The following is a 26,596-nucleotide window of genomic DNA, read 5'->3' on the forward strand; positions in this document are numbered from 1 at the left end:
TTTTTTAATAAATGAATAAATCGTGAAACATGCCCCTATTCGTTGCCTACATTACTACTTTATCGTATGATAATAGCATTACATAGCAGTCGGACGGACATGCAGTAAATAAGGAGGACTTTAATTGAATACAACTATTTATGATGTGGCTCGTGAGGCGGGCGTCTCTATGGCAACGGTTTCACGTGTTGTTAACGGGAACCCAAACGTCAAACCATCAACCCGAAAAAAGGTTCTAGAAGCGATTGAAAGATTGGGCTATCGTCCAAACGCCGTTGCTAGAGGACTAGCAAGTAAAAAAACAACAACTGTTGGTGTAATCATTCCCGATATCTCCAGCATCTTTTTTGCTGAATTAGCAAGGGGGATTGAAGACATCGCTACGATGTACAAATACAATATCATCTTATGTAACTCGGATCAGAATAAAGAAAAAGAAATCCACCTACTGAATACTCTACTTGGTAAACAGGTAGACGGAATTGTATTTATGGGTGGCAAAATTACAAAAGACCATGTAGACGAGTTCAAACGTGCAGCCGTTCCGATTGTAATGGCAGCAACAGTGGATATGAACGAAGAAGTTCCTTCCGTTAATATTGACTATGAGAATGCTGTATACGAAGCGGTTACCCATCTGCTTGAAAAAGGGCATTCTTCTGTTGCGATGGTTACCGGCCCGCTTGAAGATCCGATCAACGGCTATTACAAGTTCAACGGATACAGAAAAGCGCTTGAAGAGCACGGAAAAAAAGTAGAAGACAGTCAAGTTTTCGTAGGAGAGTATACGTATGATTCAGGTATTGAAGCTGTTGAATCTTTCCTTGAAAGCGGAAATAAACCTTCTGCTGTTTTTGTTGGTACGGATGAGATGGCATTAGGCGTTATTCACGGTGCTCAAGACCGTGGCTTAAAAGTTCCGGAAGATATAGAAGTGATTGGTTTTGATAATACAAGGCTTGCTACTATGGTCAGACCAACTCTATCGACTGTTGTGCAGCCAATGTACGATATTGGAGCTGTAGCAATGCGCCTTCTTACAAAACTAATGAATAAAGAAACGGTGGAAGAACAAACTGTTGTACTCCCTCATCGTATTCAATTCAGAGACTCTACAAAACAATAATGAAGGGTTGAGGTGGGAGAAGTGAAGATAGGTATCATCGGTGCAATGGACGAAGAAATCGTTTATATGAAAGAAGCACTTGATATATATGGGGAAAGTGTTTTTGCACAAAATAAATTTTACGAAGGCACACATCACAACAAAGAAGTTGTTCTGTGCAAATCTGGTGTAGGTAAAGTAAACGCAGCAATTACCACACAAATCTTGATCGATAGATTCCAAGTGACACATGTTTTATTTACTGGTGTTGCAGGTGCGCTCGACCCTGAGCTTGAAGTAGGTGACATCGTTATCTCTTCAAGTGCGATGCAGCATGATATCGACGCATCTGCTCTAAGCCCTGATTTTCCTAAAGGGACCATACCGATGTTTGCTTTTGATTCTGAATTTAAAGCAGATACTAAACTCATAAAGCTAGCAGAGGCTGCGGCTGAAAGATTGTCTGGTCCCAAAGTGAAAGTTGGAAAAGTATTAAGCGGAGATCAGTTTATTGCCGATCGTGAACTAGTAGATATGTATTCTGCCCTCTTTAACGGAACTTGCATTGAAATGGAAGGTTCCGCAGTAGCCCAAGCTTCTTTCTTAAACGAGGTGCCTTTTGTAATTATCCGTTCTATTTCAGATAAAGCGAATGGTGAGGCCCCAGCAAGCTTTGCAGAATTCACTGCACTTGCAGCCAGACGATCTTCCGATATGGTAGAAACAATTATAGAATCTTTAAGTTGATAGAAGGCTGGCTCATAAGGATGTTTTACCTTATGGGCTGTTTTTTTGTTCGCATGAGGAGATGGCACTTGTCAAAAATCTTTTTTTGAAAATTAATATTCATTGAAGCTAAAAAAAACCGCACCTTCAAGCATAGAGGGTGCGGTTCAAATTGAAATCTGCTGTCTTTTATGAGCTTTTTCTAATGGAATATAAACTTTTCTCTAACGTTGCTCTGTTTTTTGAAGTGATTTCCTCTTTTCTAGGGATCGGCTTATAGATGCCTGATTCATCTTCCCACGTTAGAGGTAATGGATGCTTGGCTTCTTTATTCCAACGCTCTAGCCACTCTTCGGCAATTGATCCTTTAGGAGCTTGGCCATTCATCACACACCATAAATAAGACCATGCCCTCGGAACGACACGCCAGATGTCATAGCCGCCTCCGCCTGTTGCAATCCAGCGGCCGCCGCAATATTTTTCCGCTACGTTTTTCGCGATCCTGGGGATTTCAGTGTAAGTCTTCATCGTAACAGAGAGATGTGTTAGAGGATCATAATAATGGGCATCAACGCCATTTTGCGTGATTATCACATCTGGTTTAAAAAAATCAGCAACTTCCCAAAGACTCTTTTCATAGCATTCTAAGAATGATTCATCTTCTGTAAACGCATCGACAGGAATATTAAAAGAATACCCATAGCCTTTTCCTGCTCCTTTTTCATGGATGGATCCCGTTCCAGGAAATAAATATCGACCTGTTTCATGGATAGATAATGTACATACATCGGGATCATCATAGAATGCCCACTGTACACCGTCTCCATGATGAGCATCCGTATCCACATATAAAACGCGTGCTTTGTATTTTTGCTTCATATATTCGATCGCGATCGAACTGTCGTTATAGATACAAAAGCCGGATGCTTTTCCTCTAAAGCCATGATGAAGGCCACCGCTTAAACTAAGAGCGTGTTTTGCTTTTCCTTCCATTACCCAATCAACGGCCGTTAAAGTGGCACCTACAATCCAGCTGCTAGCTTCATGCATGTTTGGGAATATTGGTGTATCTTCTGTACCAAGTCCATAATTTAAAGCGATCTCATGATTAAGCTGTCCTTCTCCTGCTTTTTTAACAGCTTCTACATACCCTTTATCATGAATCAGCATGATTTCTTTATCCGTTGCTTGTCTTGGCAGGACAATCTGATCTTCATTCAAACACCCTGAATCTTTTAACAGTTCATAAGCGAGTTGAACCCTAAGTTGATTAAAGGGGTGTGTTTCATTGAATTTATAGCCTAAGAGATCTGGTGAATAAACAAAAACAGAATCATTCTTCATGGTTTTCACCCGGCACAGGGGGCCATTTCACTTCATAACCGTTATCTATTAAGTGTTCGATGACAGGCAGGGGGTTCATCGTTCCGACTCTGAACACAATGATTTTTTCTTTCTCGTTATGTGAAGGATAGACAAGGACAGAGCTTATATTCAAGTGGAAATCTTTTAGAACACTTGCGACTTTTGCAAGCTGACCTGCCTCGTTTGGAACTGCTACCTCTAGGTGGGACCCGGGCTGATGGGTTCCTGTCAGTTGGATAAAGGCATGGAGCATCTCGCGTTCTGTAACAAGACCAACCAGTTTTTTCTCTTCAAGAACAGGAATACAGCTAATGTTTTGCTCATAAAAAATAGTCGACAGTTCTTCAGCGATATCAAAGGGGTGCGCTGTAAACACTGCATGTTTCATAATAGTTGAGACGGGCTTCTCAAAATCCTCGAGATGCTCGTTTTGGTGAAAGATAGAAGGACTTGCATCTTTCACTTCTCGGTCTGTTACTAGTCCAAGCAAGCTGCCGCCTTCATCAATAACAGGCAGATTACGAATATCTTTTTCCAGCATCACTTTTAAAGCTGTACCGATCGTTTCGTTTTCATGAATCGTTACAACATTTTTTTGCATCATATTCTGAACGATCATCATGTACCACTCCCATTTGTGTTCTCTATACACTTTCTGTATGTATCAATACATAAAACGATTTTTAAATCGAAGCCGATCAAACTGCTGGATCGATTCAAGATCGATTCTTTTTCCGATACGAACCATTAAGCAATTGGCTGGATGTGAACTGATCTCAGGATCATCTGTCGCCATATACTCAAGTCCACCTGCATTCATCATTTTCTCCATCACTTTACGGTAATCCCAAACGGATAGTTTTGTGCCTTTTAAGTCCCAGTGCCAGTAATATTCTGTAGTGATAATGATATAGTCTTCCATGGCGTCATCCATCATCGAGACTCTTAAAAGGGTTTTACCTACTTTGAAATTTCGATAATCGGGTATTACTTCGATTGCCCCAAGTTCCAGCAAGTTGGCCATCTTTCCTTCTGACCACCGCTCCAGCGGATCAGGATATACATATGTAACATAACCGATTACTGTATCTTTGTTTCTTGCGATAATAATTCTTCCTTCATCAAGTCTAGCGATCTCAGTAACGGCTTTTTTTTGCTCGTTTGCTGGTCTGAATGCTTTTAAATCCTCGTGGAAGTATAGACTCTCTAATGTTTCAGCCGAAACTGGGCCTTCAACTGTAATTGTTCCATGAGCTGTTTTTAGTGCTACACAGTTATATGTTTTTTTATGTTTCATTTTTACACCACCTAGGTTTGTTTCCAACTCCTATTATACATTATATAAGCGGGTTGTAAGGGTTTTCAAAACGGTTTTTATAGATAGTTCTAATAAGTTAAAAAATTTTGATAATATGATATAATTGAAGAGATATTCAAAAGGGAAGGGAGATTTAGCAATGAAACTGGAAGCGCTTCCGATTATTAAAGGTGATTTTAATTTGCAAGATTATGAGGCTACATACGGAGCATTTGATTGGAAAGACATTGAGAAAGAATTCTCCTGGCATAAAACCGGTCGTGTCAATATGGCCCATGAAGCCATAGACCGTCATGCTGCATCCCACAGAAAGAACAAAGTAGCTCTCTACTTTTCTGATCAAAAAAGAGATGAAAAGTATACATTTAAAGAAATGAAAGATATGTCAAACAAAGCCGGTAACATGCTCCGTCAAATTGGTGTTGAAAAAGGAGATCGCGTGTTTATTTTTATGCCGCGTTCACCAGAACTTTATTTTACTTTTCTAGGTACAATTAAACTAGGCGCTGTTGTTGGGCCACTTTTTGAAGCTTTTATGGAAGGTGCGGTACGAGATAGACTTGAAGACAGTGAAGCCAAAGTGCTTGTAACAACTCCATCACTATTAGAACGCGTTCCAGTTGACGAACTGCCGAATTTAAAGAATGTGATCTTAGTAGGAGAAGATGTAAAAGAAGAAGGACCATATGTGAGTTATTATGACCGTATGAAAAAAGCGTCTAAGGATCTAGATATTGAATGGGTGGACCGAGAAGACGGTTTAATACTTCACTATACATCTGGCTCAACTGGAAAGCCTAAGGGAGTACTGCATGTTCATAATGCGATGCTGCAGCACTATCAAACTTCTAAGTGGGTACTTGATCTTAAAGAGGATGATGTATATTGGTGTACAGCTGACCCAGGTTGGGTAACGGGGACTTCTTACGGAATATTCGGGCCTTGGCTGAACGGAGCATCAAGTGTTATTCGTGGAGGGCGTTTCTCTCCAGAGGATTGGTATGGAACGATTGAAAATTACGGTGTAACGGTTTGGTATAGTGCTCCAACGGCTTTCCGCATGTTGATGGGAGCAGGTGACGAAGTGGTTAAGAAGTTTGATATGTCTTCGCTTCGTCATGTGTTAAGTGTTGGTGAGCCCCTAAATCCTGAGGTTGTAAGATGGGGGATGAAGGTGTTTAACCTTCGTATTCATGACAACTGGTGGATGACAGAGACAGGCGGACAACTCATCAGCAACTATCCTGCAATGGAAATTAAACCCGGATCAATGGGCAAGCCCTTCCCTGGTGTAGAAGCTGCGATCATTGATGACCAGGACAACATCCTTCCTCCGTATCGAATGGGGAACTTAGCCATTAAAAAAGGCTGGCCATCTATGATGCGTGCGATCTGGAATAACCCTGAAAAATATAATTCTTACTTCACTCCTGGCGGCTGGTATGTTTCAGGTGACTCTGCTTACATGGATGAAGACGGTTACTTCTGGTTCCAGGGAAGAATTGATGATGTGATCATGACTTCTGGTGAGCGTGTTGGTCCGTTTGAAGTGGAAAGCAAACTGGTTGAACACCCTGCAGTAGCGGAAGCAGGTGTTATCGGTAAGCCTGACCCTGTTCGCGGTGAAATAATCAAAGCGTTTATTGCACTTCGTTCTGGTTATCAGCCAAGTGATGAGCTTATTGAAGAGATTCGCAGCTTTGTAAAATCGGGGTTAGCCGCGCATGCAGCACCGCGTGAAATTGAATTCCGTGATAAACTTCCAAAGACAAGAAGTGGTAAGATCATGCGCCGAGTTCTTAAAGCATGGGAACTTGACCTTCCAACCGGTGACCTTTCGACAATGGAAGACTAAACTCACGATATAGAAAAACCCTCGAATTTTTTAATTCGAGGGTTTTTTATCTTTTCTATTATCTTGTGTTGTAGCTGGAGGCGGATCACCAGTGCCAGGTTCGGTTGGCGGCGGCGGATCCTGTGGTTTATCTGGTTTTTCCCCATCTCCGCCAGTTGGTGGAGGTGTTGTTGGCTCAGTTGGAGGTTTCTTTTCACCAACTTGAACTTTTGTTTGGGCAGAAGATTCATTCCCAGCAATATCAACCGCTGTAACATATACGACTCCATTTGGCACTTTTGCAGATGTTTTATCAGCCGTTACAGATCCAATCTTCTTAAATGAGTTGCCATCAGAAGAATGGTAGATGCGATAACCGATTACATCATTCTCACCATGAGCGGCCCAGGATAGAACGCCTTCAGACATCTTCGTTCCTGCTACTGGAGAAGGTGCTTTTCCGTTCTCTTGCAGTTCTTTTTCAGGAACGATGTTGTTTAGAAGGTTCGTTGTATTAGTTAATTTATTCAGGGCTTCCAAGCCAAGTTCTCTTAAGAATTCCTCCTTGATCAGAACACCATCTTTTGTGAACTCTTGAGGTGTAGAAGGAAGAGCTTTATATTTGGCATCTCCAACAAGTACGTAACGTCCTTTTGTAAGTGTATCATCCACTTCTCTAGGTGTGAACTTCGCATTAAACAAGTCAGTTGTGACTAATCCTGCACTTCGGCATAAATCAGAAGGCAGTTTGCCTGAAATGCCGCAGATCTCACGACGAACAATACCCGAAGGCATTGCGAATTGTTGCTGTGGATCAACGAGTTGTGGTGCATGTTGATAAGCTGCGTTTATAAGCTGCGCCCAGATGGTCTGGTTTCTTTGTCCTGTATTCCCAGACAAGTCTGCTGGTGTGTCATACCCGATCCATACACCAAAGGTAACATTAGGGTTAGAGGCGACAAACCATGAGTCTTTATCTTCGTTTGTTGTCCCTGTCTTTCCAGCCCAATCAGATTGGAAGGCTAGCTTACTAGGTACACCTGCAGCAGTTCCGGAAGAAAGGACATCTCTCATCATATCTATCATAAGGTATGATGTTTGTGGACTAAACACTTGCTTTGGTTCACTCTTATGCTGATAGATAACCTTACCATCATTGGTTTCAATGCGATCAATCATATAAGCATCAACAAACTTTCCACTGTTTGCAAAAGTTGAGAAAGCATTAACGTTTTCTTCTACTGTTATACCTACATCAAGCGCACCTAAAGCCATTGCTGGTTGGGTTCGATCACCTTCAGTAAGACTTGTAACTCCCATTTGTATAAGTTTTTCCGTGGCTTTTACATGATCAACACGCTGATAAGATTTAATAGCTGGTATATTTCTAGATTTCTTAAGTGAATGACGAACTGAAACCAATCCGTCAAAATCCTTATCATAGTTATTAGGCTGCCAACCGCCGATATTAATTGGTGTATCCGGAACGATGGTGCCTGGCTGAACTTTTCCAGTTTCCATCGCATAAGAATAAGCAAGTAACGGCTTCATTGTTGAACCGTTCTGACGAGGTGCTCTCATCGCATGGTTCGTTTGTTCGCGATTAAAATCACGTCCGCCGACAAAGCTGATTATTTTACCCGTATTGTTTTCAATTAATGTGGCACCAACCTCTTCAGGTTGAGGTTTTTCAAGCTTTATCTGTTGGCCATTGCTGTTATATACAAATTGATTGGCAGGTCCAAATAAATGATCGTTTTTAACTACTTTTTGCATTTCATCATATACTTTTTGGTCAATCGTTGTATAAATTTTAATTCCTTTTTGTCTTACTTGAGTACGAGCGTTGTCTTCATACTCTTTTCTTTCTTCTGGGCTAAGCTTTTCTAATTTTTTTCCATCTTTTTCAGCCTCTAATTTTGAAAGCAATTCTACTGTTCGACGCTGAATTTCAACCGTTAAGTATGGATATCTTTCAAAAGAAGACTGCTTTTTAGTCGTTAGATTCTTTTTAATATCGTATTTTATGGCTTCATCATATTCAGTCTGTGTGATTGAGCCTGCTGATAACATTCGGCTAAGGACGGTTTGCATGCGCTTAATTCCAGCAGATATATCCTCCTTCTGTTCACCGCCATTATTAAATGGAGTATAAACAAATGGGTTCTTTGGAAGTCCTGCTAGATAAGCAGATTGAGCTAGATTCAGTTTTGAAGCTGGTACTCCGAAAATACCTTCTGCTGCTGCTTGTATGCCCGCGACATTTCGGCCAGATGAATTACGTCCAAAAGGAACGATATTTAAATAAGCTTCAAGTATTTCATCTTTTTTTAGAATCTTTTCAAGGCGCATCGCTAAAAGAATTTCTTTTGCTTTACGGTCGAATGAAACTTCATTTGTTAGAATCTGATTCTTGATCAACTGCTGTGTTAAAGTACTGCCGCCAGTTACAATGGCCGCACCAGAGAATTCTTCGTACATAGCGCGAAGAATCGCTTTTGGCACAACACCATCATGTTCATAAAAATATTGGTCCTCAGTTGATATTACAGCTTTCATAACATATGGAGAAATATCTTGTAGTTTAACTTCCTGTCTGTCCAAATCGGATTGTAATTTGCCTAAGTATTGATTGTTTGCAAAATAAGCAGTGCTTGTTTCTTCATAATTGTAGATGTCTTCTTTCATCGAAGAGTGAGCTCGTACTGGCTCATCTTTTACGAGTGAAGCAAAAAAGCCAGCTCCGACTCCTGCTGCGAAAACACCACCTAGAATAAGTAGTACTGTAACAATCAAAAACATGTTCCATGTGACGTTATATGTAATTCGTGCTGTTCGAATAATCCGTTTTTCATTCAAAAAGTGGACAAATTTCTCCCATTTTTGCTTAAGTCCATCAAAATGAGACATCATTTGGTACTCCCCCCCTGTGTATAAGTATAACATAAGGTCGAAATATGAAAGAATGAGATTTTTTGATTGTGATGATTGACATGAAATTCAACCATATGGTAAAAATAAATGAAGATTAATATATGAAAGCGAAGATAGGAATCAGTAGCAGGTGTCTCCCTGTTTCAGAAAGCTGGTGGTTGATGCGAACCAGTGCAAAGGCATGCTGTGAATTACCTCCTGGAGCTGTCTCTGTGAACAGTAGTAGCAGAGAACGGATTGAACCGTTATGAAATGAAGTGAAAAGCTTGTTTTTAGCTTTTAATTAGGGTGGTACCGCGAGATTGTCATCACGTCCCTTTCCAACTGGAAAGGGACTTTTTTTATTGCCATTAACAAAAGAAAGGATAGAAGAAAATGAACATATTACAGGATTTAGAGTTTAGAGGGCTGCTCAATCAGATCACTGATCGAGAAGGACTTGAAAAAGAACTTGAAAGCGGGAAAGTAAAGCTATACTGCGGATTCGATCCAACAGCTGACAGTCTGCATATTGGCAACCTTTTACCTATCTTAACCTTAAAAAGATTTCAGGAAGCTGGTCATCAGCCATTCGCTCTTGTTGGCGGCGGAACAGGATTAATTGGAGATCCGAGTGGAAGACAGACAGAACGTACATTAAACGAAGCAGAAGTGGTTGTTCAGTGGACAGATAAAATCAAGAACCAACTTTCAAAACTACTCGATTTTGAAAGAGAAGGAAATGCTGCTAAAACAGTAAATAACTATGATTGGCTAAGTCAGCTAACGGTTATTGAATTTTTACGTGATGTAGGTAAAAACTTTTCTGTAAATTACATGCTTGCTAAAGATTCTGTTGACTCACGTTTAGAAGGCGGCATCTCGTTTACGGAGTTTTCTTACATGATTCTGCAATCTTATGACTTTTTGAACCTTTTCCAAAAAGAAAACGTTAAGCTGCAGATTGGCGGAAGTGACCAGTGGGGCAATATTACAGCAGGAATGGAATTGATCCGGCGTTCTGGTGAAGAAGATAAAGCGTTTGGTTTAACGATTCCTTTGATTACAAAAGCTGACGGTACAAAGTTCGGGAAGACAGCGTCAGGAACGATCTGGCTGGATGCAGATAAAACAACTCCATATGAGTTCTACCAGTTCTGGGTGAACGCAGCAGATGCTGATGTGATCAACTGGCTAAAATACTTCACATTCTTATCAAAAGAAGAAATTGAAGCTCTTGAGAAATCGTTAGCGGAAGCGCCTGAAAAACGTGAAGCTCAAAAAGCGTTAGGCCGTGAAGTGACAACGCTTGTTCATGGCGAAGCGGCTTACAAACAAGCAGTGAAGATTACCGAGGCTCTTTTCAGCGGCAACCTTTCAGAACTTACTGCAAGCGAAATCGAACAAGGATTTAAAGATGTTCCATCATTCAGTGCAAATAATAATGAAGAATTAAATATTGTTGATTTACTCGTGGAGGCGAAAATATCTCCTTCTAAACGTCAAGCAAGAGAAGATGTAACAAATGGTGCAGTTTCCATCAATGGTGAAAAGGTTCAGGATACAGCTTATATGATTGGTGAGAAGGACCGTATTGAAAATAAGTTTGTTATCGTAAGACGCGGAAAGAAAAAGTACACTTTGATCAGATATTAAACGAAAACTATAGGAACCCTGTCGTTCAGAGGGGTTCCTCTCTCATTTTAATATTAGGATGTGTTTGTTGTGAAAAAAATTCAATTAGCAGAAGATCTTCAATTCTCGCAGATTATTCATGGACATTGGCGTTTAGCTGAATGGAACCTCTCACCTGAAGAACTTCTTTCTCTTATGGAGAGATGTATTGAAGCAGGTATTACAACGTTTGACCATGCTGATATCTACGGAAACTATATGTGTGAAGAACTCTTTGGACAAGCCCTTAAGCTTAAGCCTTCTCTGCGAGATAAGATCCAAATTGTTACAAAATGCGGAATCAAGCTTGTTTCCGAGAAACGTCCGAGCCACACGATTAAGTCATATGATACGAGTAAAGAACATATCATTTCTTCAGCAGAAAATTCATTGCAAAAAATGAATACTGATTATGTAGATGTACTTCTGATCCACCGTCCTGATCCATTCATGGATCCTGTTGAAACGGCTGAGGCATTTCGGACGTTAAGAAAAGACGGGAAAGTAAGACACTTTGGTGTTTCGAATTTTTCTCCTGCACAAATGGAAATGCTTCAGCGTGAATTTGATGGTCCGCTTGTTACAAATCAGATCGAACTATCCGTTCTTCATGAACAACCGTTCTTTGATGGTACCGTAAATCACCTTCAAAAAGAAAAGGTAAAGCCAATGGCTTGGTCTCCTCTTGCTGGTGGAAGACTGTTTAAAGGGGAAGATGAAAAGAGTCAAAAAGTTAAACGTGCTCTTGAAAAAATAGCTGAAGAGACAGAAGCTTCTTCAATCGATGTGGTTGCATATGCTTGGCTTTTGAACCATCCTGCACAAATCATGCCGATTGTTGGAAGCGGGAAGATGGAGCGTATCCAATCAGCTGTAGATGCGGCAAACATCACATTATCCCGTGAGCAATGGTTCTATATCCTGCAAGAAAGCATGGGGAAAGATGTAGATTGATTTAATAAGATAAACTCACACATAATTAACATTTTGTGTGGGTTTTTTATATTTGGCATCTCCTTTAAAAGAAGAAAAACCCCTAATGCCTTTAATAAAGGGATTAGGGGCTTTTTCACTCTTATTAACGAGAGTAGAATTCAACGATAAGCTGTTCAGTGATCTCAGCTGGAAGTTCAGAACGCTCTGGTAAGCGAGTGAAAGTACCTTCCAATTTGTTTTCGTCGAATGTTAAGAAGTCAGGTACGAAGTTGTTTACTTCGATTGCTTCTTTGACAGCTGAAATGTTGCGTGATTTTTCACGAACACCGATTACATCTCCAGCAGATAGACGGTAAGAAGCGATATCAACACGCTTTCCGTTTACTGTGATGTGACCGTGGTTTACTAATTGACGAGCTGCACGACGAGTACGAGCAAGACCAAGACGGTAAACTACGTTGTCTAAACGAGATTCTAAAAGAATCATGAAGTTTTCACCGTGGATACCAGTCATTTTACCAGCATCGTTAAAAATGCGGCGGAATTGACGCTCGTTTACACCATACATGAAACGAAGCTTTTGCTTCTCTTGTAATTGTAAACCGTATTCAGAGATTTTTTTACGTTGAGTAGGACCATGTTGTCCTGGAGCGTATGGACGCTTAGAAAGTTCTTTCCCAGTTCCGCTTAGAGAAATTCCAAGACGACGAGAAACCTTCCATGTTGAACCTGTATATCGAGCCATTATAGACTCCTCCTTCACATGTTTGTTTTGTGTTAAAACAATAACAGTGACTATGACCTTTTCATAAGCTTATTTTGTATGAAAAACATCATCACTTCAGCAGCCATGAAGCTACGCGATGTTCCCAGATCATGAAGATCAGGGTACAAAATAAAAACATATGATGGGCACAGTGCCGCTTATTTTACACAAAGAACAGTATAAGCTTTTTGCCTATACTATGTCAACTATATCACAAATACACAGAACATTTTTAGGGACAAATTGTAATCCGACAATAAATTCTATATGATAGAAACAAGAAAGCGCTTACATCTTAAAATGCCCTAAAAGGAGAAGTAAAAATGGATAATAAACGCTTTGAGACAGAAGTGATTCACAAGGGATACCATGCCACGCAGCATCAAGGCAGTTTAGCACCTCCGATCTTTCAAACTTCTACGTTTGTGTTCGATAGTGCCGAAACAGGAGCTGCCCGCTTTGCAGGAGAGCAAGAAGGATATATATATTCTAGGCTTAGCAATCCAACAGTTGCGATGCTTGAAGAGCGGATTGCAGCCATGGAAAATGGAGAAAGAGGTCTTGCGTTTGGCTCAGGGATGGCTGCTGTATCTGCCATTTTACTTGGACTGACGAAAACCGGAGATCATGTGCTATGTTCAGAAGGAGTTTATGGATGTACGTTCGGTCTTCTGCAGTTGATGGAAGAAAAATATCATATTACGCATAACTTTCATTCGATGGATGATGAAGATTCGATTCGATCATCCATTACAGACCATACATCTGTGATCTATATTGAATCACCAATAAATCCGACCATGAAGCTTGTGGACTTAGAGATGATTGCAAGAATTGCAAAAGAATTTGGAATACCTGTAGTGGTCGACAATACGTTTTCTTCCCCATACCTGCAGCGTCCGCTTGATTTAGGATGTGATGTAGTCATCCACAGTGCTACGAAGTATCTCTGTGGACATGGAGATGTCATTGGAGGTCTTGCAGTAGGAAAAAAAGAACTGATGAGCCACCTGGCTATGACTACCCAAAAAGATATAGGCGGTGTCATGTCACCATTTGATGCTTGGCTGCTTTTGCGAGGAATAAAGACATTGCCAGTCCGTATGGATCGGCATTGTGATAATGCAAAAAAACTTGCCAATTTACTAAAAGAGCACCCTTCTGTAAGTAAAGTATTATTTCCTGGAGATTGTGATTTTCCTCAGTATGAGCTTGCGAATAAACAGATGTCTAATTCAGGGGGTCTCATCAGTTTTGAATTAAAAGGAGATAAAGCAACAGCTCAAAAGTTTATGAACACCTTAAGGCTCATTAAGATAGCCGTAAGTCTAGGTGATGCTGAGACGCTCATACAGCATCCTTCTACAATGACACATGCAGTCGTTCCAGAGGAAAACAGAAAACAGATGGGAATCAGTGATCAGCTGCTGCGTCTCTCAGTAGGCTTAGAAGCATGGGAAGACATTTGGGCTGACTTAGATCAGGGATTAAATCAGATATAAAGAAAAAGCACTGTGCAGAAGAATGCACAGTGCTTTTGCATTAAATATACTGAAGCAAAATGTTGGTAAACTTTTCTAAATTCTCACGGTCCATCTCATCAAAACGTGCTTTTTCAGGGCTGTCTATGTCAAGAACGCCTAGTAGTTTTCCGTCTTTAACAAGAGGCACCACGATCTCAGATTGAGATGCAGCATCACAAGCGATGTGTCCAGGAAATTCATGAACATCTTTAACAACGAGTGTTTCCTGATTTTGAGCAGAAGTTCCGCATACACCTCTGCCAAGAGGGATTCTGACACAAGCCGGAAGTCCTTGAAACGGACCTAGAACTAATTGATTAGACTCTTCTTCAAATGTATAAAATCCAACCCAGTTTACTCTGTCTAAAAATTGATTTAATAATGCAGAGGCGTTCGCCAGGTTCGCTGTTGCATTTGTCTCACCCTCTAATAATGCAGAAAGCTGTTTAATCAGAAGAGAATAAGCCTCATTTCTGTCTGTGCTATATTGCTGAACGGAAAACATCAAGATTCCTCCAAACCTGATAAATTGTTTATTCTATCCTATCAAATAATGTTGAACTATACACCCAAAAGCTCTTATTTGTCGAGCGATTCTTAAAGGTTTCTGTCTGCCGCCCAAGAATTTTATACATGAAGGAAGGAAGGTGGAAAAAAATGAAGGCAGATTCTATGGAAACGAAACTAAAAATAGCCGAAGCAGCCATTGCTCTTTTTACAAGCCAGGGTTTTAAAGGAACTACCGTAAGGCAGATTTCAAAAAAAGCAGGGGTTAACCTTGCTTTGATCTCGTATCATTTTGGAGGAAAGAAAGGGCTTTTAGAAGAATTGATCACTTCTTTTTTTGAAGGATATATCAGAAGGATAGAAATCATTTATCATACATCGAATTCTGCTACGGTAAAAGGAAGTTTTATAGAACTGGTAGAAGCTCTGTTGATCTATCAACAGAGAAACCTTCCTCTCGCGCGGTTCGTATATCGCGAAATGACACTTGATTCAACTCTTGTCCGTGAATTAATGTCCACTTATTTAGTAAAAGAAAAATATTTTATTCAAACTTTATTTGAAAAAGGCATGAAGAAAAAGGAATTTAGAAGACAGCCTGTTGATTTTTTGACTATACAGTTTAAAGATATGATGATGCTCCCTTTTCTTCATCCATTATATTTGTCTGAAGTGTATCAAATAACGGCTGAGACTGAGACTTTCATCAAACCCTACAAAAAATGGATGGTTAACTGGTTTGATAAATGTGTTTGCCAATCGGAAAGAAGAAACCCCCTGCTTTCTGCTGTGCAGAAACCTCTATTTGGAAGTATTCAAGAGAAGTGGGGAAGTTAATGCAGCAGATGGTACGAACTGATCCAATCCTTGGCCAAGTCCCTTAGCGCTGTGGGCATCTGACCCATAAACGAGAGGGATTTTTCTTTTTTGTGCTTCCTTTACTACCCAGTCAGGTGGATATGGTTCCAGACAATACGGTTTGACAGCACCAGCACCATTGTAGTCCAAGGACATGTTTCGTTCAGACATATTTTTCAATATTTCATATATCTGATCTTCATAACTGAAATCAGCTGGAAAGTAAGTTTGGAACTTTTTTGCTAATGTTATGTGACCGATTCGATTTGGCTGAAACTTGCCAAAAGAGTGCAGGATTGATTGATTTACCGTCTTAAAATATTGGGAATAGACGGCAGAAAGACCTCCAGACCTTTCAACCATATCTTTAAATACATTCTCATCATAATCCATGCAATAATAGTTTCCTTCAATCTCTAAAAAATGAACAGAAAGAATAGCATCATCGAGCTCAGGCCAAACTTCTCTCAGAAATTGGCTTGTTTCCTGTTCGTATCCATCTATATAATCGATTTCTAACCCCGTGTTTATGGTAATTTCTTTTTTATAATACTTCTTTAATTTATTTACTTGATCAAAATAGTCTCCAAGATCTTCATAAAACATAGCGCTGTCTTTGGTAGGAGCAGGATCTATAAAATTTTTGGGCAGCGGGGCATGTTCGGTAAATGTTATACCTCTAATACCAAGAGATATGGCTCTTTCAATATACATTTCTAATGTATCAGACGACCCGTGTGGACAAAACGGGGTATGCACATGTCCATCATAGTACATCCTTTTTCCTCCCTCTTTCGACAAAATCTTCATTAATTTGGAAAAAAATTATCGTATTATGCAATTTTTTTGCGTCAAAAGTGTGTTTACATGTTATCATAAAAGCATTAAACTCCTATTTTACATAAGCAAAACTTAATTTTAATCCTCAATCTTAAAATTACATTCTTATACATAATACAAGGAATGGAAGAAATTGAACAAGTAGAAAGGGTGCCTCTGATGATATACATAGTCATTGCCATAGTTACATTCCTAGCATTGATCCTGTACGGCGCCATGTCACGCCGGAGAATATACAAAGAGATCGATCGTCTGGAAGCATGGAAGATGCAAATTATGAACCGCCCACTAACAGAAGAAATCTCTAAAGTTAAGGGTATGGCGATGATAGGTGAAACGGAAGAAAAATTTGAATTGTGGCGTCAAGAATGGGACGAGATGGTAACGACGCACCTGCCTAATTTAGAAGAAGATTTATTCGATGCAGAAGAATATACGGATAAGTACCGATTTAAAAAAGCCCGTTCTATTCTTATGGGTGTCATACAATCATTAGAAAAAATGGATACGAGAATAAAAGAGATTACTTCTGAGATTAATGAGTTAGTAACGAGTGAAGAACTCAACCGGGAAGAGATCGTTGAAGCAAAAGAAAAGCTGCAGGAAACGAAAAAGTATTACTTAACACATATAAGAGCACTCGGCCAAACCGCAACACTGTTTGATAAAGAACTAGATGAGATCAAATCATTGTTTGAGACTTTTGAATCTCTTACTGTCCAAGGAAGTCATTTAGAGGCAAGACAAAGACTTGTAGAAAGCTTAAACAGAATCTCGGTTTGTAAAACAAAGATGCAAGGTGTACCAGAACTGCTTGTGATCTTACAGTCAGATATTCCCAATTCGCTAAAAGAACTAAGTGCTGGTTTTACTGAGATGGAGCAGCAAGGGTATGTTCTTCACCATATCGGAATTGAAAAAGAGATCGGATCTCTTAAAGAACTGAATGAAATAGCGTTAAATAAAGTATTTGATTTAGAACTTGATTCTGCACAAAAAGACATGGATGAGCTCGTACAAAAGATGGACCAGCTATATGAAATGCTAGAGAACGAAGTTCATTCTAAGCAATTTGTAATGAAGGAAAGAGAAGTCTTTTTCACTAATATTCAAGATCTTCAAGACCGCATCGACAATTTGAAACATGAGACTCAAATTGTTTCTTCTACTTATTTAATCGAACAAAATGAAGCAGAGATGCAAAAGAAAATTGAAAAGCTTTTCCATAAGCTCGAAAGCAGATTCATGATCATCCAGGATTCGATCGATGAAAAAAGGGAATCCTTTTCTGTTATTCGCGAGATGATGGAAGAGATGCAAAAACAAATGGAAGAGCTGCAGCGTTCTCAAAAAGTATATGAGGAAATGCTTCATAATCTTAGAAAAGATGAGCTTGATACGAAACAAAGCTTAAAAGAATTAAGAAAAAAACTGTTAGAAGCTAGACGTATGGTACAGAAAAGCAATCTGCCTGGTCTGCCAGAACACTATTTGATCACAATCGGGAAAGCAGAAGAATATATCATTGAGGTTTCAAAAAAGCTTGATGAAAAACCGCTTGAAATGTCAGATGTGTCTTATGTACTTAATAAAGCTCACGAAGCTGTAAACGATGGCTATGAAGAGACTTCTAAGATGATCGAAAATGCCTTTTTAGCTGAAAAGCTTATTCAATACGGAAACAGGTTCAGAAGCTCATATCAATCTGTATCGATTCGATTGATCGAAGCAGAGATCGCTTTTCGCAACTATCAATATGAAGATGCTCTCCAAATCGCTGCTTCTGCTATAGAGAGCGTGCAGCCAGGGATACTAAAAGAAATGGAAATCAACTTAAAGTCACATGTATAAAGAACTGTCAGGATCTATTCCTGCAGTTTTTTTGCTGTAAAAAAAGATTTAAATGGTACACGTTTAACAAAGACTATGAAATAACGTGATGATGTGCATGATCACTAAATTATGGTATCATAATGAAATGTGTGTTTAGGAACGGACGGATAATTGGAGGATTCAATAATGATTTATCTTGATAACAGTGCAACAACAAAGCCTTATAAGGAAGTGCTTGATACCTTTGTTACGGTGTCGGAAAAATATTTTGCCAATCCATCCTCTCTGCATTCTAAAGGAGGAGAAGCTGAGAATTTGCTTAGTCAGGCAAGAAAGTCTATCGCTCAGTTATTGGAAGTTGCACCCTCAGAAGTGATTTTTACTTCTGGCGGTACAGAAGGCAACAATATTGCCATTAAAGGTATTGCTTTTCAGCATCAAAACCGAGGTAAGCATCTGATTACAACTTCTGTTGAACATGCATCTGCTTATGAATCCTTTCAATACCTTGAAAAGCAGGGTTTTAACGTAACGTATCTGCCAGTCAACACGGAAGGCATGATTTCTTTAGAAGACCTTGAAGGAGCGATTCGACCTGAAACGATACTTGTTTCAGTGATCCATGTTAACAATGAAACAGGGACGATACAGCCTGTAAAAGAAATAGGAAACATTTTAAAAAAACATCCCAAAATATTTTTCCATGTGGACAACGTGCAAGGAATCGGGAAAGTACCTTTGCCTTTGAAGGATTGGGGCATTGACCTATGTACGATATCCGCGCATAAAATCCATGGATTAAAAGGAAATGGTGTGTTATTTGTTAAGAATGGTGTAACGCTATCTTCTTTATTTACCGGGGGAGAACAAGAATTGAAGAAGAGAGCAGGAACTGAAAATGTTGCCGGAATCGTTGCTATGGCGAAGGCTCTTCGTTTAATCCTTCAGGAGATGAATGAAATGAAAGAAAAAATTCTTGCTGTAAAGCGTTTATTTCTTGAAGGCTTAGAGGATATGGAGGATGTCGAAATCAATACACCAGAGGATTATACAGCACCTCATATCATTAATTTTTCAGTAAAAGGCGTCAAGCCTGAAGTTCTTATTCATTCTCTTGATAAAAGAGATGTTTATGTTTCGACTCGCTCAGCTTGCTCATCCAAGCAAGGGGGTGCTAGCCGCATCCTTTTGGAGATGGGATTAGGAGAAAAACGTGCATCGACTGCTATACGAATCAGTATTTCCTATGCTACAACTTTAGAAGAAGCTGGACATGCACTCCGAATATTAAAAGAAGAAATCTTAAATTTTAAAAAAGTAATGAGGTCATAAAGATGATTTATAATCATTTAGTAGTACGCTATGGTGAATTGTCGTTAAAAGGAAAGAACAGAAGGCATTTTGAATCGCAGCTTTTTGAGACAGTTAAAAGGAAATTGCGTTCATATGAAGGTCTGAAGATGGCTAAATTATTTGATCGGATTGTCATTGAATTAAACGGTGAGTCTTATGACCCAATTGTTAAATCCCTTCAAGATATTTTTGGGATACATTCGATCAGTTTAGCGGTAAGAGCGGAGAATGACTTAGAAGAAATACAAAAAGCTGCATTATTAGCCTTAAACGAAGCGATCGATGGAAAGAGAACGTTTAAAGTTACAGGAAAACGTTCCTTAAAATCGTTTCCAGTAAACTCAATGCAGCTTAACCGAGAAGTAGGCGGATATCTTTTAAAGCACACGGATGGCCTGACCGTTGATGTTCATCGTCCAGATGTTGATGTAAAGGTTGAAGTAAAAGATACAGGCACGTATATCAGCTGCAAGACCTTTGAAGGTGCTGGAGGCTTGCCGATCGGTGTAGGCGGAAAAGCCATGCTTATGCTTTCAGGAGGAATCGATAGCCCTGTTGCGGGATATCTAACCATGAAACGTGGAGTTCGTATTGAGGGTGTTCATTTCCATAGTCCTCCTTTTACTAGTGAACGAGCAAAACAAAAGGTAGTTGATCTAACGCAAGAGCTTACCCGTTATAGTGGAGGGAAAATAAAGCTTCATGTAGTTCCTTTTACTAAGATCCAGCAAACCATTAAGGATAAGATTCCTTCTAGCTATAGCATGACAATCATGCGACGTGTGATGCTTAGAATTACCGAAAAGCTAGCAGTGAATAACCATGCTATGGCCATCGCAAACGGCGAGAACCTTGGTCAAGTAGCGAGTCAGACTATGCACAGCATGTATGCCATAAACGAAGTAACAAACATGCCAATTTTACGGCCAGTTATCACGATGGATAAGCTTGAGATAATGAATATCTCACATAGGATCGGAACATACGATATTTCAATCCGTCCATATGAGGATTGCTGTACGATCTTTTTGCCGTCAGCACCAAAAACAAAACCAAAGCGCGAAAAAGCAATCCAGTTTGAAAAAAATATTGAAAACCTTGAAGAATTGATAGACGAAGCAGTTAATGAAGTGGAAACCCTTATTCTTGAAGAAGGTAAGAGTACGGATCAAACATTTGAAGATCTGTTCTAATGGAGGAGCTTGCACAAGTATGTGCAGGCTTTTTATTTGCGATAAAATACCGGAATGGTAATGTGCGCAACAATTTCCAAGGATTGAATCGGTCATTTTGACACACATTATTAGTACAGAGGAGGTGAAACAAAATGGCAAACCAAAACCAATTAGTAGTTCCTGGTGCTCAACAAGTTGTTGACCAAATGAAGTATGAGATCGCGACTGAATTCGGTGTAAACCTAGGAGCAGATTCAACTTCTCGTGCTAATGGATCTGTAGGTGGAGAGATCACTAAGCGTCTTGTAGCACAAGCTATGGGTGGATTCACAAAATAAATAATAAATGGCTAACGGAGCGGGTTATCCCCGCTCCTTTTTATTTTATCGCAATATGACCTAATTTTAAAAATTTTCAAAAATATATTATAATGATTATGTTCAACACGAATTTTAATGAAAGGGTGAATGTGATATGAATTTAATTGCACCAAGTGTTTATAACTTAACAACAGAAATGGAAAAGTACGCTTTAAACCCTGACAAAAAAGCTTTAATCTGTATTGACGAACAGAATGTAACAGAAGAGATAACGTATAAAAAACTTATGGATCGAGCCAACCAGATTGCAAATTCGTTAGAGGAGTTAGGTTTGACAAAAGGTGACCGTGTCCTCATTATCATGCCAAGGTTAATCGAAACTTACGCAGTTTATATTGCTTGTTTAAAAGCGGGTATAACGGTCATCCCTTGTTCTGAAATGTTAAGAGCAAAAGATTTAAGTTATCGAGTTCATCATAGTGAAGCTAAAGCAATCATCGCAGATTATCGGTTCACAGAGCAAGTGAAGGATATAAAAGATGAACTGCCAACCCTTACATATAAGATAAGTGCAAACGGTGAAACAGAGAATTGGCTTAGTCTCGAAGCAATAACGGAAAATGTAAGCGTTTCTTATAAAGCGCCAGAAACGTTCAAAGATGATATGGCCTTTTTATCCTATACTTCTGGCACGACGGGACAGCCAAAAGGGGTAGTACATACACATGGATGGGCATATGCTCATATTCGTACAGCAGCTAAGCGCTGGTTAAACATATCTGAGGATGACAAGGTATGGGCAACAGCTGGACCTGGCTGGCAAAAATGGATTTGGAGTCCCTTCCTGTCTACTTTAGGTACAGGTGCGACTGGTTTTGTATACCAAGGGAAATTTGATCCAGTGAAATATTTAACACTTCTAGAAGATCAAAAAATTTCAGTTTTATGCTGTACACCGACAGAGTATCGATTGATGGCTAAAGTTGAACATCTCGATCAATATCGGCTGCCGCATCTAAGAAGTGCAGTATCAGCAGGAGAGCCGCTGAATAGAGAAGTTATTGATACATTTGAAAAGTATTTTCATATCAAAGTACGTGATGGCTATGGCCAGACTGAAAATACTCTTTTAGTCGGTACAATGGAAGGAATGGAGATCAGACCTGGATCCATGGGGAAACCAACACCAGGAAACGATGTAGAAGTGATTGATGAACATGGAAATCCAGTAGGCCCAGGAGAAGTAGGAGATATTGCTGTGCACAAAAATTGTCCTGCTCTTTTTAAAGAATATTACAAAGATCAGGAACGCACATTAATGACCTTTCGTGGAGATTATTATGTTACAGGTGATAGAGCGAAGAAAGATGAAGATGGTTATCTTTGGTTTGAAGGCAGAAGTGATGATATTATCATTTCTTCTGGATACACGATAGGTCCTTTTGAAGTAGAAGATGCTCTCGTAAAACATCCAGCTGTCAAAGAATGTGCCGTAGTGGCAAGTCCAGATGAAATTAGAGGCCATATTGTTAAGGCGTTCGTTGTACTTCGGGATGGTACTGAAAATAATGAAGCGTTAACAAAAGAATTACAGGAACATGTTAAACAGCTTACAGCGCCTTATAAATATCCAAGATCTATTGAATATGTGAGTGACCTTCCGAAGACAACGTCTGGAAAAATCCGACGTGTTGAACTTCGTCAACTCGAAGCGTCTAAAACAAGATAATTAGTCAGAAAAGCAGGCTAATGTCTGCTTTTTTACATGGAATAACGATATAATTATTGTTAGAAGAATGGTTAACAAAGGAGGTCTGAACATGGGTACTTTGTTTTATAACAGTAAAATTTATACAATGATCAAAGAAAAAGATTGGTGTGATTCAGTATATGTTGAGAATGGTTTAATCCAAAGAACGGGAACCAGGGAGCAGCTATCAGAAAAATATGCTGAAAATATAACGCATAAAGTCGACTTAGAGGGGGGTGTCATGTACCCCGGTTTTGTGGATAGTCATCTGCATCTTATTGGTCATGGTGAAAAATTGATCAGACTAGACCTTTCTGAAATGGCAACGGCAGAAGAGATGGATCAAGCTCTTCGAGATAAAGCGAGAACACTTGAAAAAGATGAATGGCTTATTGGAGAAGGCTGGAACGAGAATAATTTTATAGATCGAAAAATATTTCATAGACAAGAGTTAGATGATATTTCTGAGGGACGCCCAGTGTTATTATCAAGAGTTTGCCGCCATGCTTTTCTTGCTAATTCTAAAGCACTTGAGCTAGCTGGTATTACGAAAGAAACACAGGACCCTGCAGGCGGGATCATTGTGCGAGATGCAAGTGGAGAAGCTACTGGTCTTTTGCATGATAGTGCAGCAGAACTTGTAAAAAGAGTAGTTCCGGAAGTGTCTCAGGAGTATTTGAACAGAGCACTCACAACCTCTATCAAACACCTGCTTTCTCTAGGTTTAACAGGAGGGCATTCAGAAGACTTGAGCTACTATGGAAATGTAGAAAGACCTTTAAAGGCTTATAAAACAGTGGTTGAAGATGAAAAGCTCAAATTCCGCGCACATTTACTTGTACACCACGAAGCATTTAACGAATTTAAAGAAGTTGAACCAAAGTACCAGATACCTTTTGTGGAATATGGTGCAATGAAAATATTTGCAGATGGTGCATTCGGAGGAAGAACCGCCTGGTTAACTCAACCGTACAATGATGCCCCTGAGACTTCAGGCGTATCAATCCATGAAGATGAAGCCTTTTTAAAGCTTGTTCAAACAGCAAGGAACGAAGGTATGAATATTGCTGTACATACAATTGGAGATATGGCCTTGCAGCAAACCATTAATGTTATAAAAAAATGTCCGCCAAAAGCGGGAAGAGATCGCCTAATCCATGTTGGTCTCGTTAATGAAACGCAGATAGAAGAGATGAAAAAGCTAGCTGTTATTTTAGATATACAGCCTGGATTTGTTGCTTCTGATTTTCCGTGGCTGATTGAACGCTTGGGTACAGAACGAATCTCGAACGCTTTCCCATTTAGAACATTGATGGATGAAGGTTTAATTTGCGCAGGTGGATCGGATGCACCTATTGAACCTGTAGATCCTCTTCTTGGAATCTATGCTGCTGCATCACGCAGGAAACCTGGGGAAGATCATGAAGGCTATGTCCCTGAACAAAAATTAACTGTTTTTGAAGCGGTCGGGTTATATACAAAGGGAAGCGCTGCTGCTATCGGACAAGAGCACAATAGAGGTTTTATTAAGGAAGGATTTATTGCTGACTTTACCGTTTTAGACCGTGATTTATTTCAGGTGCCCATTGATAAAGTCTTAGAAGCTGAAGTAAGGTTCACTATCGTAAACGGTGAAGTGGCGTACGAGAAATCGACTCGGAGCCAATACGTAGAATAAACAAACAACAACAGCCTGCAGTGACTGCATGCTGTTGTTGCTGTTAAAGGAAACTTCTTTTTACTTTATGCCAGAACGAATTATCTTTTAGTTTTACAGTTTTGATCCGTTTATCTGTTAATTCAAAACTTAATTTCTCACAGTGTTTAATACTCATGGCCTCATTATCCATTCCAATGATCGGATAGTGGCTATTATCATGCTTGATCATTAGTGTCATCTTTCTGTTATCGCTTAATAGGAAAGAAGATCCGAGTGTACGGTAATGGTTATTGTTTAAGGAAGCGAGTTCGCTTATCTGATAACAAGCAAGCATAGGATCTACAACAGCTCCGTTAACGGATTTATTGTATGCTGTGCTTCCTGTTGGAGTTGATATGATCATGCCATCCCCGCGAAATGTTTCAAAATATAAATCATCAATAAATACGTCTATTTCAAGTGTTCGAATAATGGATGAACGAAGAGAACATTCATTTAAGCAATAAAAAGATCCTTGTCCATCAATTGTTACGGATAAAGCAGGATATTTTCGAACCTCAACCTGCTCATTTTTCATCGCTTCAATCATGCCGGTTGTATCATCGATGTGAAAATCACAATAGAATTCAGATTCTAATGTGCTAACCCCAACATATAGGCAATCATCTCTGAAACCTGTTTTACGGACTGCTTGTAAGAAGGAACCATCACCACCGATACTTGCAATGATATTTGCTTCTTTCTCATTTTCTACAACTTCAAATCCTTCTCGGACAGCGAGCACTTTTAAACCTTCAGCTTTTTCAAGAATGGAATCCTCTCTTTTGTAAAAAAAGAAAATCTTATTGCGGATGGTCATCTTTTATTCCTCCTTAAAAAATTCTTCTTTTCATTACTATGTTCTCTTTTCTATTGTATCAGACATTCTACAAGGGTTTAGAATAAATCCATCATGCCCATAATGAATGACTAGAAGGGATGAAAAGCATGAACTGGATTTTTATTGTTATTGGCATTCTATTATTACTTTTTATTTTGTTATGGTTCACTACTTTACATATATCATTGTATTTTGTTCATCGGAATGATAATAGCGATATACGGATTACGTTACGAATGTACAAGTTTATTAAATACACACTGGATGTACCACTAATTCAAGTGGATGCAAAGGATCATTCGATCAAAATAAGGGAAGAAAAACAAGCAACAATGGGAAAGACAAAAGAAAAAAAGAAGAGAATATCATTTATGCAGTTAAAACAGCAATATGGAACATATCAAAAAACGTTAGGTCACATTCAGCATTTTTATCGGATTACTTCAGAGTTCTTAAAGAAGATCGAAGTAACAAAAATAGAATGGCATAGTGCAGTGGGTCTCGGTGAAGCTGCATCATCAGCCATTGCTGCAGGCACAGTCTGGGGAGTTAAGGGAACGGTTCTGCAATTTCTTAATCATTTCTTCAGAGTAGAGGGAAACCCAAAAGTATCTGTTGTGCCTGTTTTTCAAGGTATGCATAGTGAAACAAGGTTTTCCTGTATGTTTTCTTTAAAAATCGGGCAAGCTATTGTCGTTATGTTAAAACTAGTAAAAGCCTGGCGGATGAAAACTCGTTCATCGCAGGTGAATACTGAATATATGACTGGAGGCATGTAAAATGAGTGAACATCCAATCCAGGGTTTAATGAAAACCGCGATGGAAAATTTAAAGGAAATGATCGATGTAAATACGATTATCGGTGATCCGGTTGAAACACCTGATGGAAGTGTTATCCTAACTGTTTCAAAGGTAGGTTTTGGTTTTGCTGCAGGAGGAAGTGAATTTGGCAACCAGGAGGAATCATCCTCCCAACAAGGATCTTCAAGTCAATCAAAAGAGATGCCGTTTGGCGGAGGTAGCGGAGGAGGAGTCTCAATCACTCCAATCGCATTTCTCGTAGTGAGCAATACAGGGATTAAGACGATTCACTTAGATAATAGCACGCATTTATATGAAAGAATATTAGATCTTGCTCCTGGTGTCATCGATAAACTTCAGAACCTAATGAATAAGAACAAACAGCAAGGACAATCATCTACAAACACACAAAATCCTGATTTCTAAAAAAGCTAACATCTTGTTAGCTTTTTCTTCTGT

General features: G+C 39.4%; 23 protein-coding genes and 1 other annotated feature. Of the genes, 15 read left to right on the forward strand and 8 right to left on the reverse strand.

Annotated elements, in window-relative coordinates:
- Positions 1-124 precede the first annotated feature (124 nt).
- Positions 125-1,126 (forward strand): catabolite control protein A, encoded by a 1,002-nt coding sequence (gene ccpA / locus IEV52_RS05920; protein ID WP_188401564.1) that lies wholly within the window; start codon positions 125-127, stop codon positions 1,124-1,126.
- A gap of 21 nt (positions 1,127-1,147) precedes the next feature.
- A complete protein-coding gene (locus tag IEV52_RS05925) occupies positions 1,148-1,852 on the forward strand; it encodes a 5'-methylthioadenosine/adenosylhomocysteine nucleosidase (RefSeq protein ID WP_188401565.1) in 705 nt (234 codons plus the stop codon).
- A 168-nt stretch (positions 1,853-2,020) separates the two neighbouring features.
- On the opposite strand, the gene IEV52_RS05930 is transcribed toward IEV52_RS05925, so the two are convergent.
- Genes IEV52_RS05930 through IEV52_RS05940 form a run of 3 tightly spaced genes read right to left on the reverse strand, consistent with a single transcriptional unit; the run spans position 2,021 to position 4,493 of the window.
- Complete coding sequence (locus tag IEV52_RS05930; RefSeq protein WP_188401566.1) at positions 2,021-3,175, reverse strand: acetoin utilization protein AcuC; 1,155 nt, start codon at positions 3,173-3,175, stop codon at positions 2,021-2,023.
- Positions 3,165-3,815 (reverse strand): acetoin utilization AcuB family protein, encoded by a 651-nt coding sequence (locus tag IEV52_RS05935; RefSeq protein ID WP_188401567.1) that lies wholly within the window; start codon positions 3,813-3,815, stop codon positions 3,165-3,167. The genes IEV52_RS05930 and IEV52_RS05935 overlap by 11 nt, the downstream gene beginning before the upstream one ends.
- 45 nt (positions 3,816-3,860) lie before the next feature.
- The gene (locus IEV52_RS05940; protein WP_188401568.1) at positions 3,861-4,493 is read right to left on the reverse strand and encodes a GNAT family N-acetyltransferase; all 633 of its coding nucleotides are present in this window, start codon (positions 4,491-4,493) and stop codon (positions 3,861-3,863) included.
- Positions 4,494-4,653: 160 nt separating this feature from the next.
- Between IEV52_RS05940 and acsA the strand changes: the two genes are divergently transcribed.
- Complete coding sequence (gene acsA, locus IEV52_RS05945; protein WP_188401569.1) at positions 4,654-6,369, forward strand: acetate--CoA ligase; 1,716 nt, start codon at positions 4,654-4,656, stop codon at positions 6,367-6,369.
- A gap of 30 nt (positions 6,370-6,399) precedes the next feature.
- On the opposite strand, the gene IEV52_RS05950 is transcribed toward acsA, so the two are convergent.
- Positions 6,400-9,258 carry a transglycosylase domain-containing protein gene (locus tag IEV52_RS05950; protein ID WP_188401570.1) on the reverse strand — a complete coding sequence of 953 codons (2,859 nt, stop codon included), beginning with the start codon at positions 9,256-9,258 and terminating at the stop codon, positions 6,400-6,402.
- Between the two features lie 125 nt (positions 9,259-9,383).
- Positions 9,384-9,603: a binding site (T-box leader), on the forward strand.
- Positions 9,604-9,657: 54 nt separating this feature from the next.
- Here IEV52_RS05950 and tyrS point away from each other — a divergent pair.
- Both tyrS and IEV52_RS05960 read left to right on the forward strand, forming a co-directional pair.
- The gene (gene tyrS, locus IEV52_RS05955; protein WP_188401571.1) at positions 9,658-10,917 is read left to right on the forward strand and encodes a tyrosine--tRNA ligase; all 1,260 of its coding nucleotides are present in this window, start codon (positions 9,658-9,660) and stop codon (positions 10,915-10,917) included.
- A gap of 69 nt (positions 10,918-10,986) precedes the next feature.
- Positions 10,987-11,889: an aldo/keto reductase gene (locus IEV52_RS05960; RefSeq protein WP_188401572.1), complete on the forward strand. Its 903-nt coding sequence runs from the start codon at positions 10,987-10,989 to the stop codon at positions 11,887-11,889.
- Positions 11,890-12,013: 124 nt separating this feature from the next.
- Here the strand turns inward: IEV52_RS05960 and rpsD are convergent, their stop codons facing one another.
- Positions 12,014-12,616, reverse strand: coding sequence for a 30S ribosomal protein S4 (rpsD, locus tag IEV52_RS05965; protein ID WP_188401573.1), 603 nt, complete (start codon positions 12,614-12,616; stop codon positions 12,014-12,016).
- A 344-nt stretch (positions 12,617-12,960) separates the two neighbouring features.
- On the opposite strand from rpsD, the gene megL reads away from it, so the two are divergent.
- A complete protein-coding gene (gene megL, locus IEV52_RS05970; RefSeq protein WP_188401574.1) occupies positions 12,961-14,139 on the forward strand; it encodes a methionine gamma-lyase in 1,179 nt (392 codons plus the stop codon).
- Positions 14,140-14,179: 40 nt separating this feature from the next.
- Here the strand turns inward: megL and IEV52_RS05975 are convergent, their stop codons facing one another.
- Positions 14,180-14,665 carry a GAF domain-containing protein gene (locus IEV52_RS05975; RefSeq protein WP_188401575.1) on the reverse strand — a complete coding sequence of 162 codons (486 nt, stop codon included), beginning with the start codon at positions 14,663-14,665 and terminating at the stop codon, positions 14,180-14,182.
- 152 nt (positions 14,666-14,817) lie between these two features.
- On the opposite strand from IEV52_RS05975, the gene refZ reads away from it, so the two are divergent.
- Complete coding sequence (refZ, locus tag IEV52_RS05980) at positions 14,818-15,504, forward strand: forespore capture DNA-binding protein RefZ (protein ID WP_188401576.1); 687 nt, start codon at positions 14,818-14,820, stop codon at positions 15,502-15,504.
- Here the strand turns inward: refZ and hisJ are convergent.
- A complete protein-coding gene (gene hisJ, locus IEV52_RS05985) occupies positions 15,469-16,302 on the reverse strand; it encodes a histidinol-phosphatase HisJ (protein WP_188401577.1) in 834 nt (277 codons plus the stop codon). The genes refZ and hisJ overlap by 36 nt on opposite strands.
- Before the next feature lie 186 nt (positions 16,303-16,488).
- Here hisJ and ezrA point away from each other — a divergent pair, with 186 nt between their 5' ends.
- The 6 genes from ezrA to IEV52_RS06015 all read left to right on the forward strand — a co-directional run bounded on the left by ezrA (position 16,489) and on the right by IEV52_RS06015 (position 24,474).
- A complete protein-coding gene (gene ezrA, locus IEV52_RS05990; protein ID WP_229754203.1) occupies positions 16,489-18,216 on the forward strand; it encodes a septation ring formation regulator EzrA in 1,728 nt (575 codons plus the stop codon).
- A 168-nt stretch (positions 18,217-18,384) separates the two neighbouring features.
- Complete coding sequence (locus IEV52_RS05995) at positions 18,385-19,530, forward strand: cysteine desulfurase family protein (RefSeq protein ID WP_188401579.1); 1,146 nt, start codon at positions 18,385-18,387, stop codon at positions 19,528-19,530.
- Positions 19,531-19,532: 2 nt separating this feature from the next.
- Complete coding sequence (gene thiI / locus IEV52_RS06000; RefSeq protein WP_188401580.1) at positions 19,533-20,744, forward strand: tRNA uracil 4-sulfurtransferase ThiI; 1,212 nt, start codon at positions 19,533-19,535, stop codon at positions 20,742-20,744.
- A 134-nt stretch (positions 20,745-20,878) separates the two neighbouring features.
- Entirely contained in the window at positions 20,879-21,064 is a 186-nt protein-coding gene (locus IEV52_RS06005; RefSeq protein ID WP_188401581.1) for an alpha/beta-type small acid-soluble spore protein, read from the forward strand.
- 136 nt (positions 21,065-21,200) lie between these two features.
- The gene (mbcS, locus tag IEV52_RS06010; RefSeq protein WP_188401582.1) at positions 21,201-22,775 is read left to right on the forward strand and encodes an acyl-CoA synthetase MbcS; all 1,575 of its coding nucleotides are present in this window, start codon (positions 21,201-21,203) and stop codon (positions 22,773-22,775) included.
- 91 nt (positions 22,776-22,866) lie between these two features.
- Complete coding sequence (locus IEV52_RS06015; RefSeq protein WP_188401583.1) at positions 22,867-24,474, forward strand: amidohydrolase; 1,608 nt, start codon at positions 22,867-22,869, stop codon at positions 24,472-24,474.
- Positions 24,475-24,517: 43 nt separating this feature from the next.
- On the opposite strand, the gene IEV52_RS06020 is transcribed toward IEV52_RS06015, so the two are convergent.
- On the reverse strand, positions 24,518-25,315 hold the full coding sequence (locus IEV52_RS06020) for an NAD kinase (RefSeq protein WP_188401584.1): 798 nt from the start codon (positions 25,313-25,315) through the stop codon (positions 24,518-24,520).
- Between the two features lie 128 nt (positions 25,316-25,443).
- Between IEV52_RS06020 and IEV52_RS06025 the strand changes: the two genes are divergently transcribed.
- The gene (locus IEV52_RS06025) at positions 25,444-26,115 is read left to right on the forward strand and encodes a DUF2953 domain-containing protein (RefSeq protein ID WP_188401585.1); all 672 of its coding nucleotides are present in this window, start codon (positions 25,444-25,446) and stop codon (positions 26,113-26,115) included.
- Position 26,116: 1 nt separating this feature from the next.
- Positions 26,117-26,563 carry a GerW family sporulation protein gene (gene ytfJ / locus IEV52_RS06030; protein WP_188401586.1) on the forward strand — a complete coding sequence of 149 codons (447 nt, stop codon included), beginning with the start codon at positions 26,117-26,119 and terminating at the stop codon, positions 26,561-26,563.
- Positions 26,564-26,596 lie beyond the last annotated feature (33 nt).

Origin of the sequence: Fictibacillus barbaricus (assembly GCF_014635025.1) — a bacterium.
Lineage (GTDB): Bacteria > Bacillota > Bacilli > Bacillales > Fictibacillaceae > Fictibacillus > Fictibacillus barbaricus.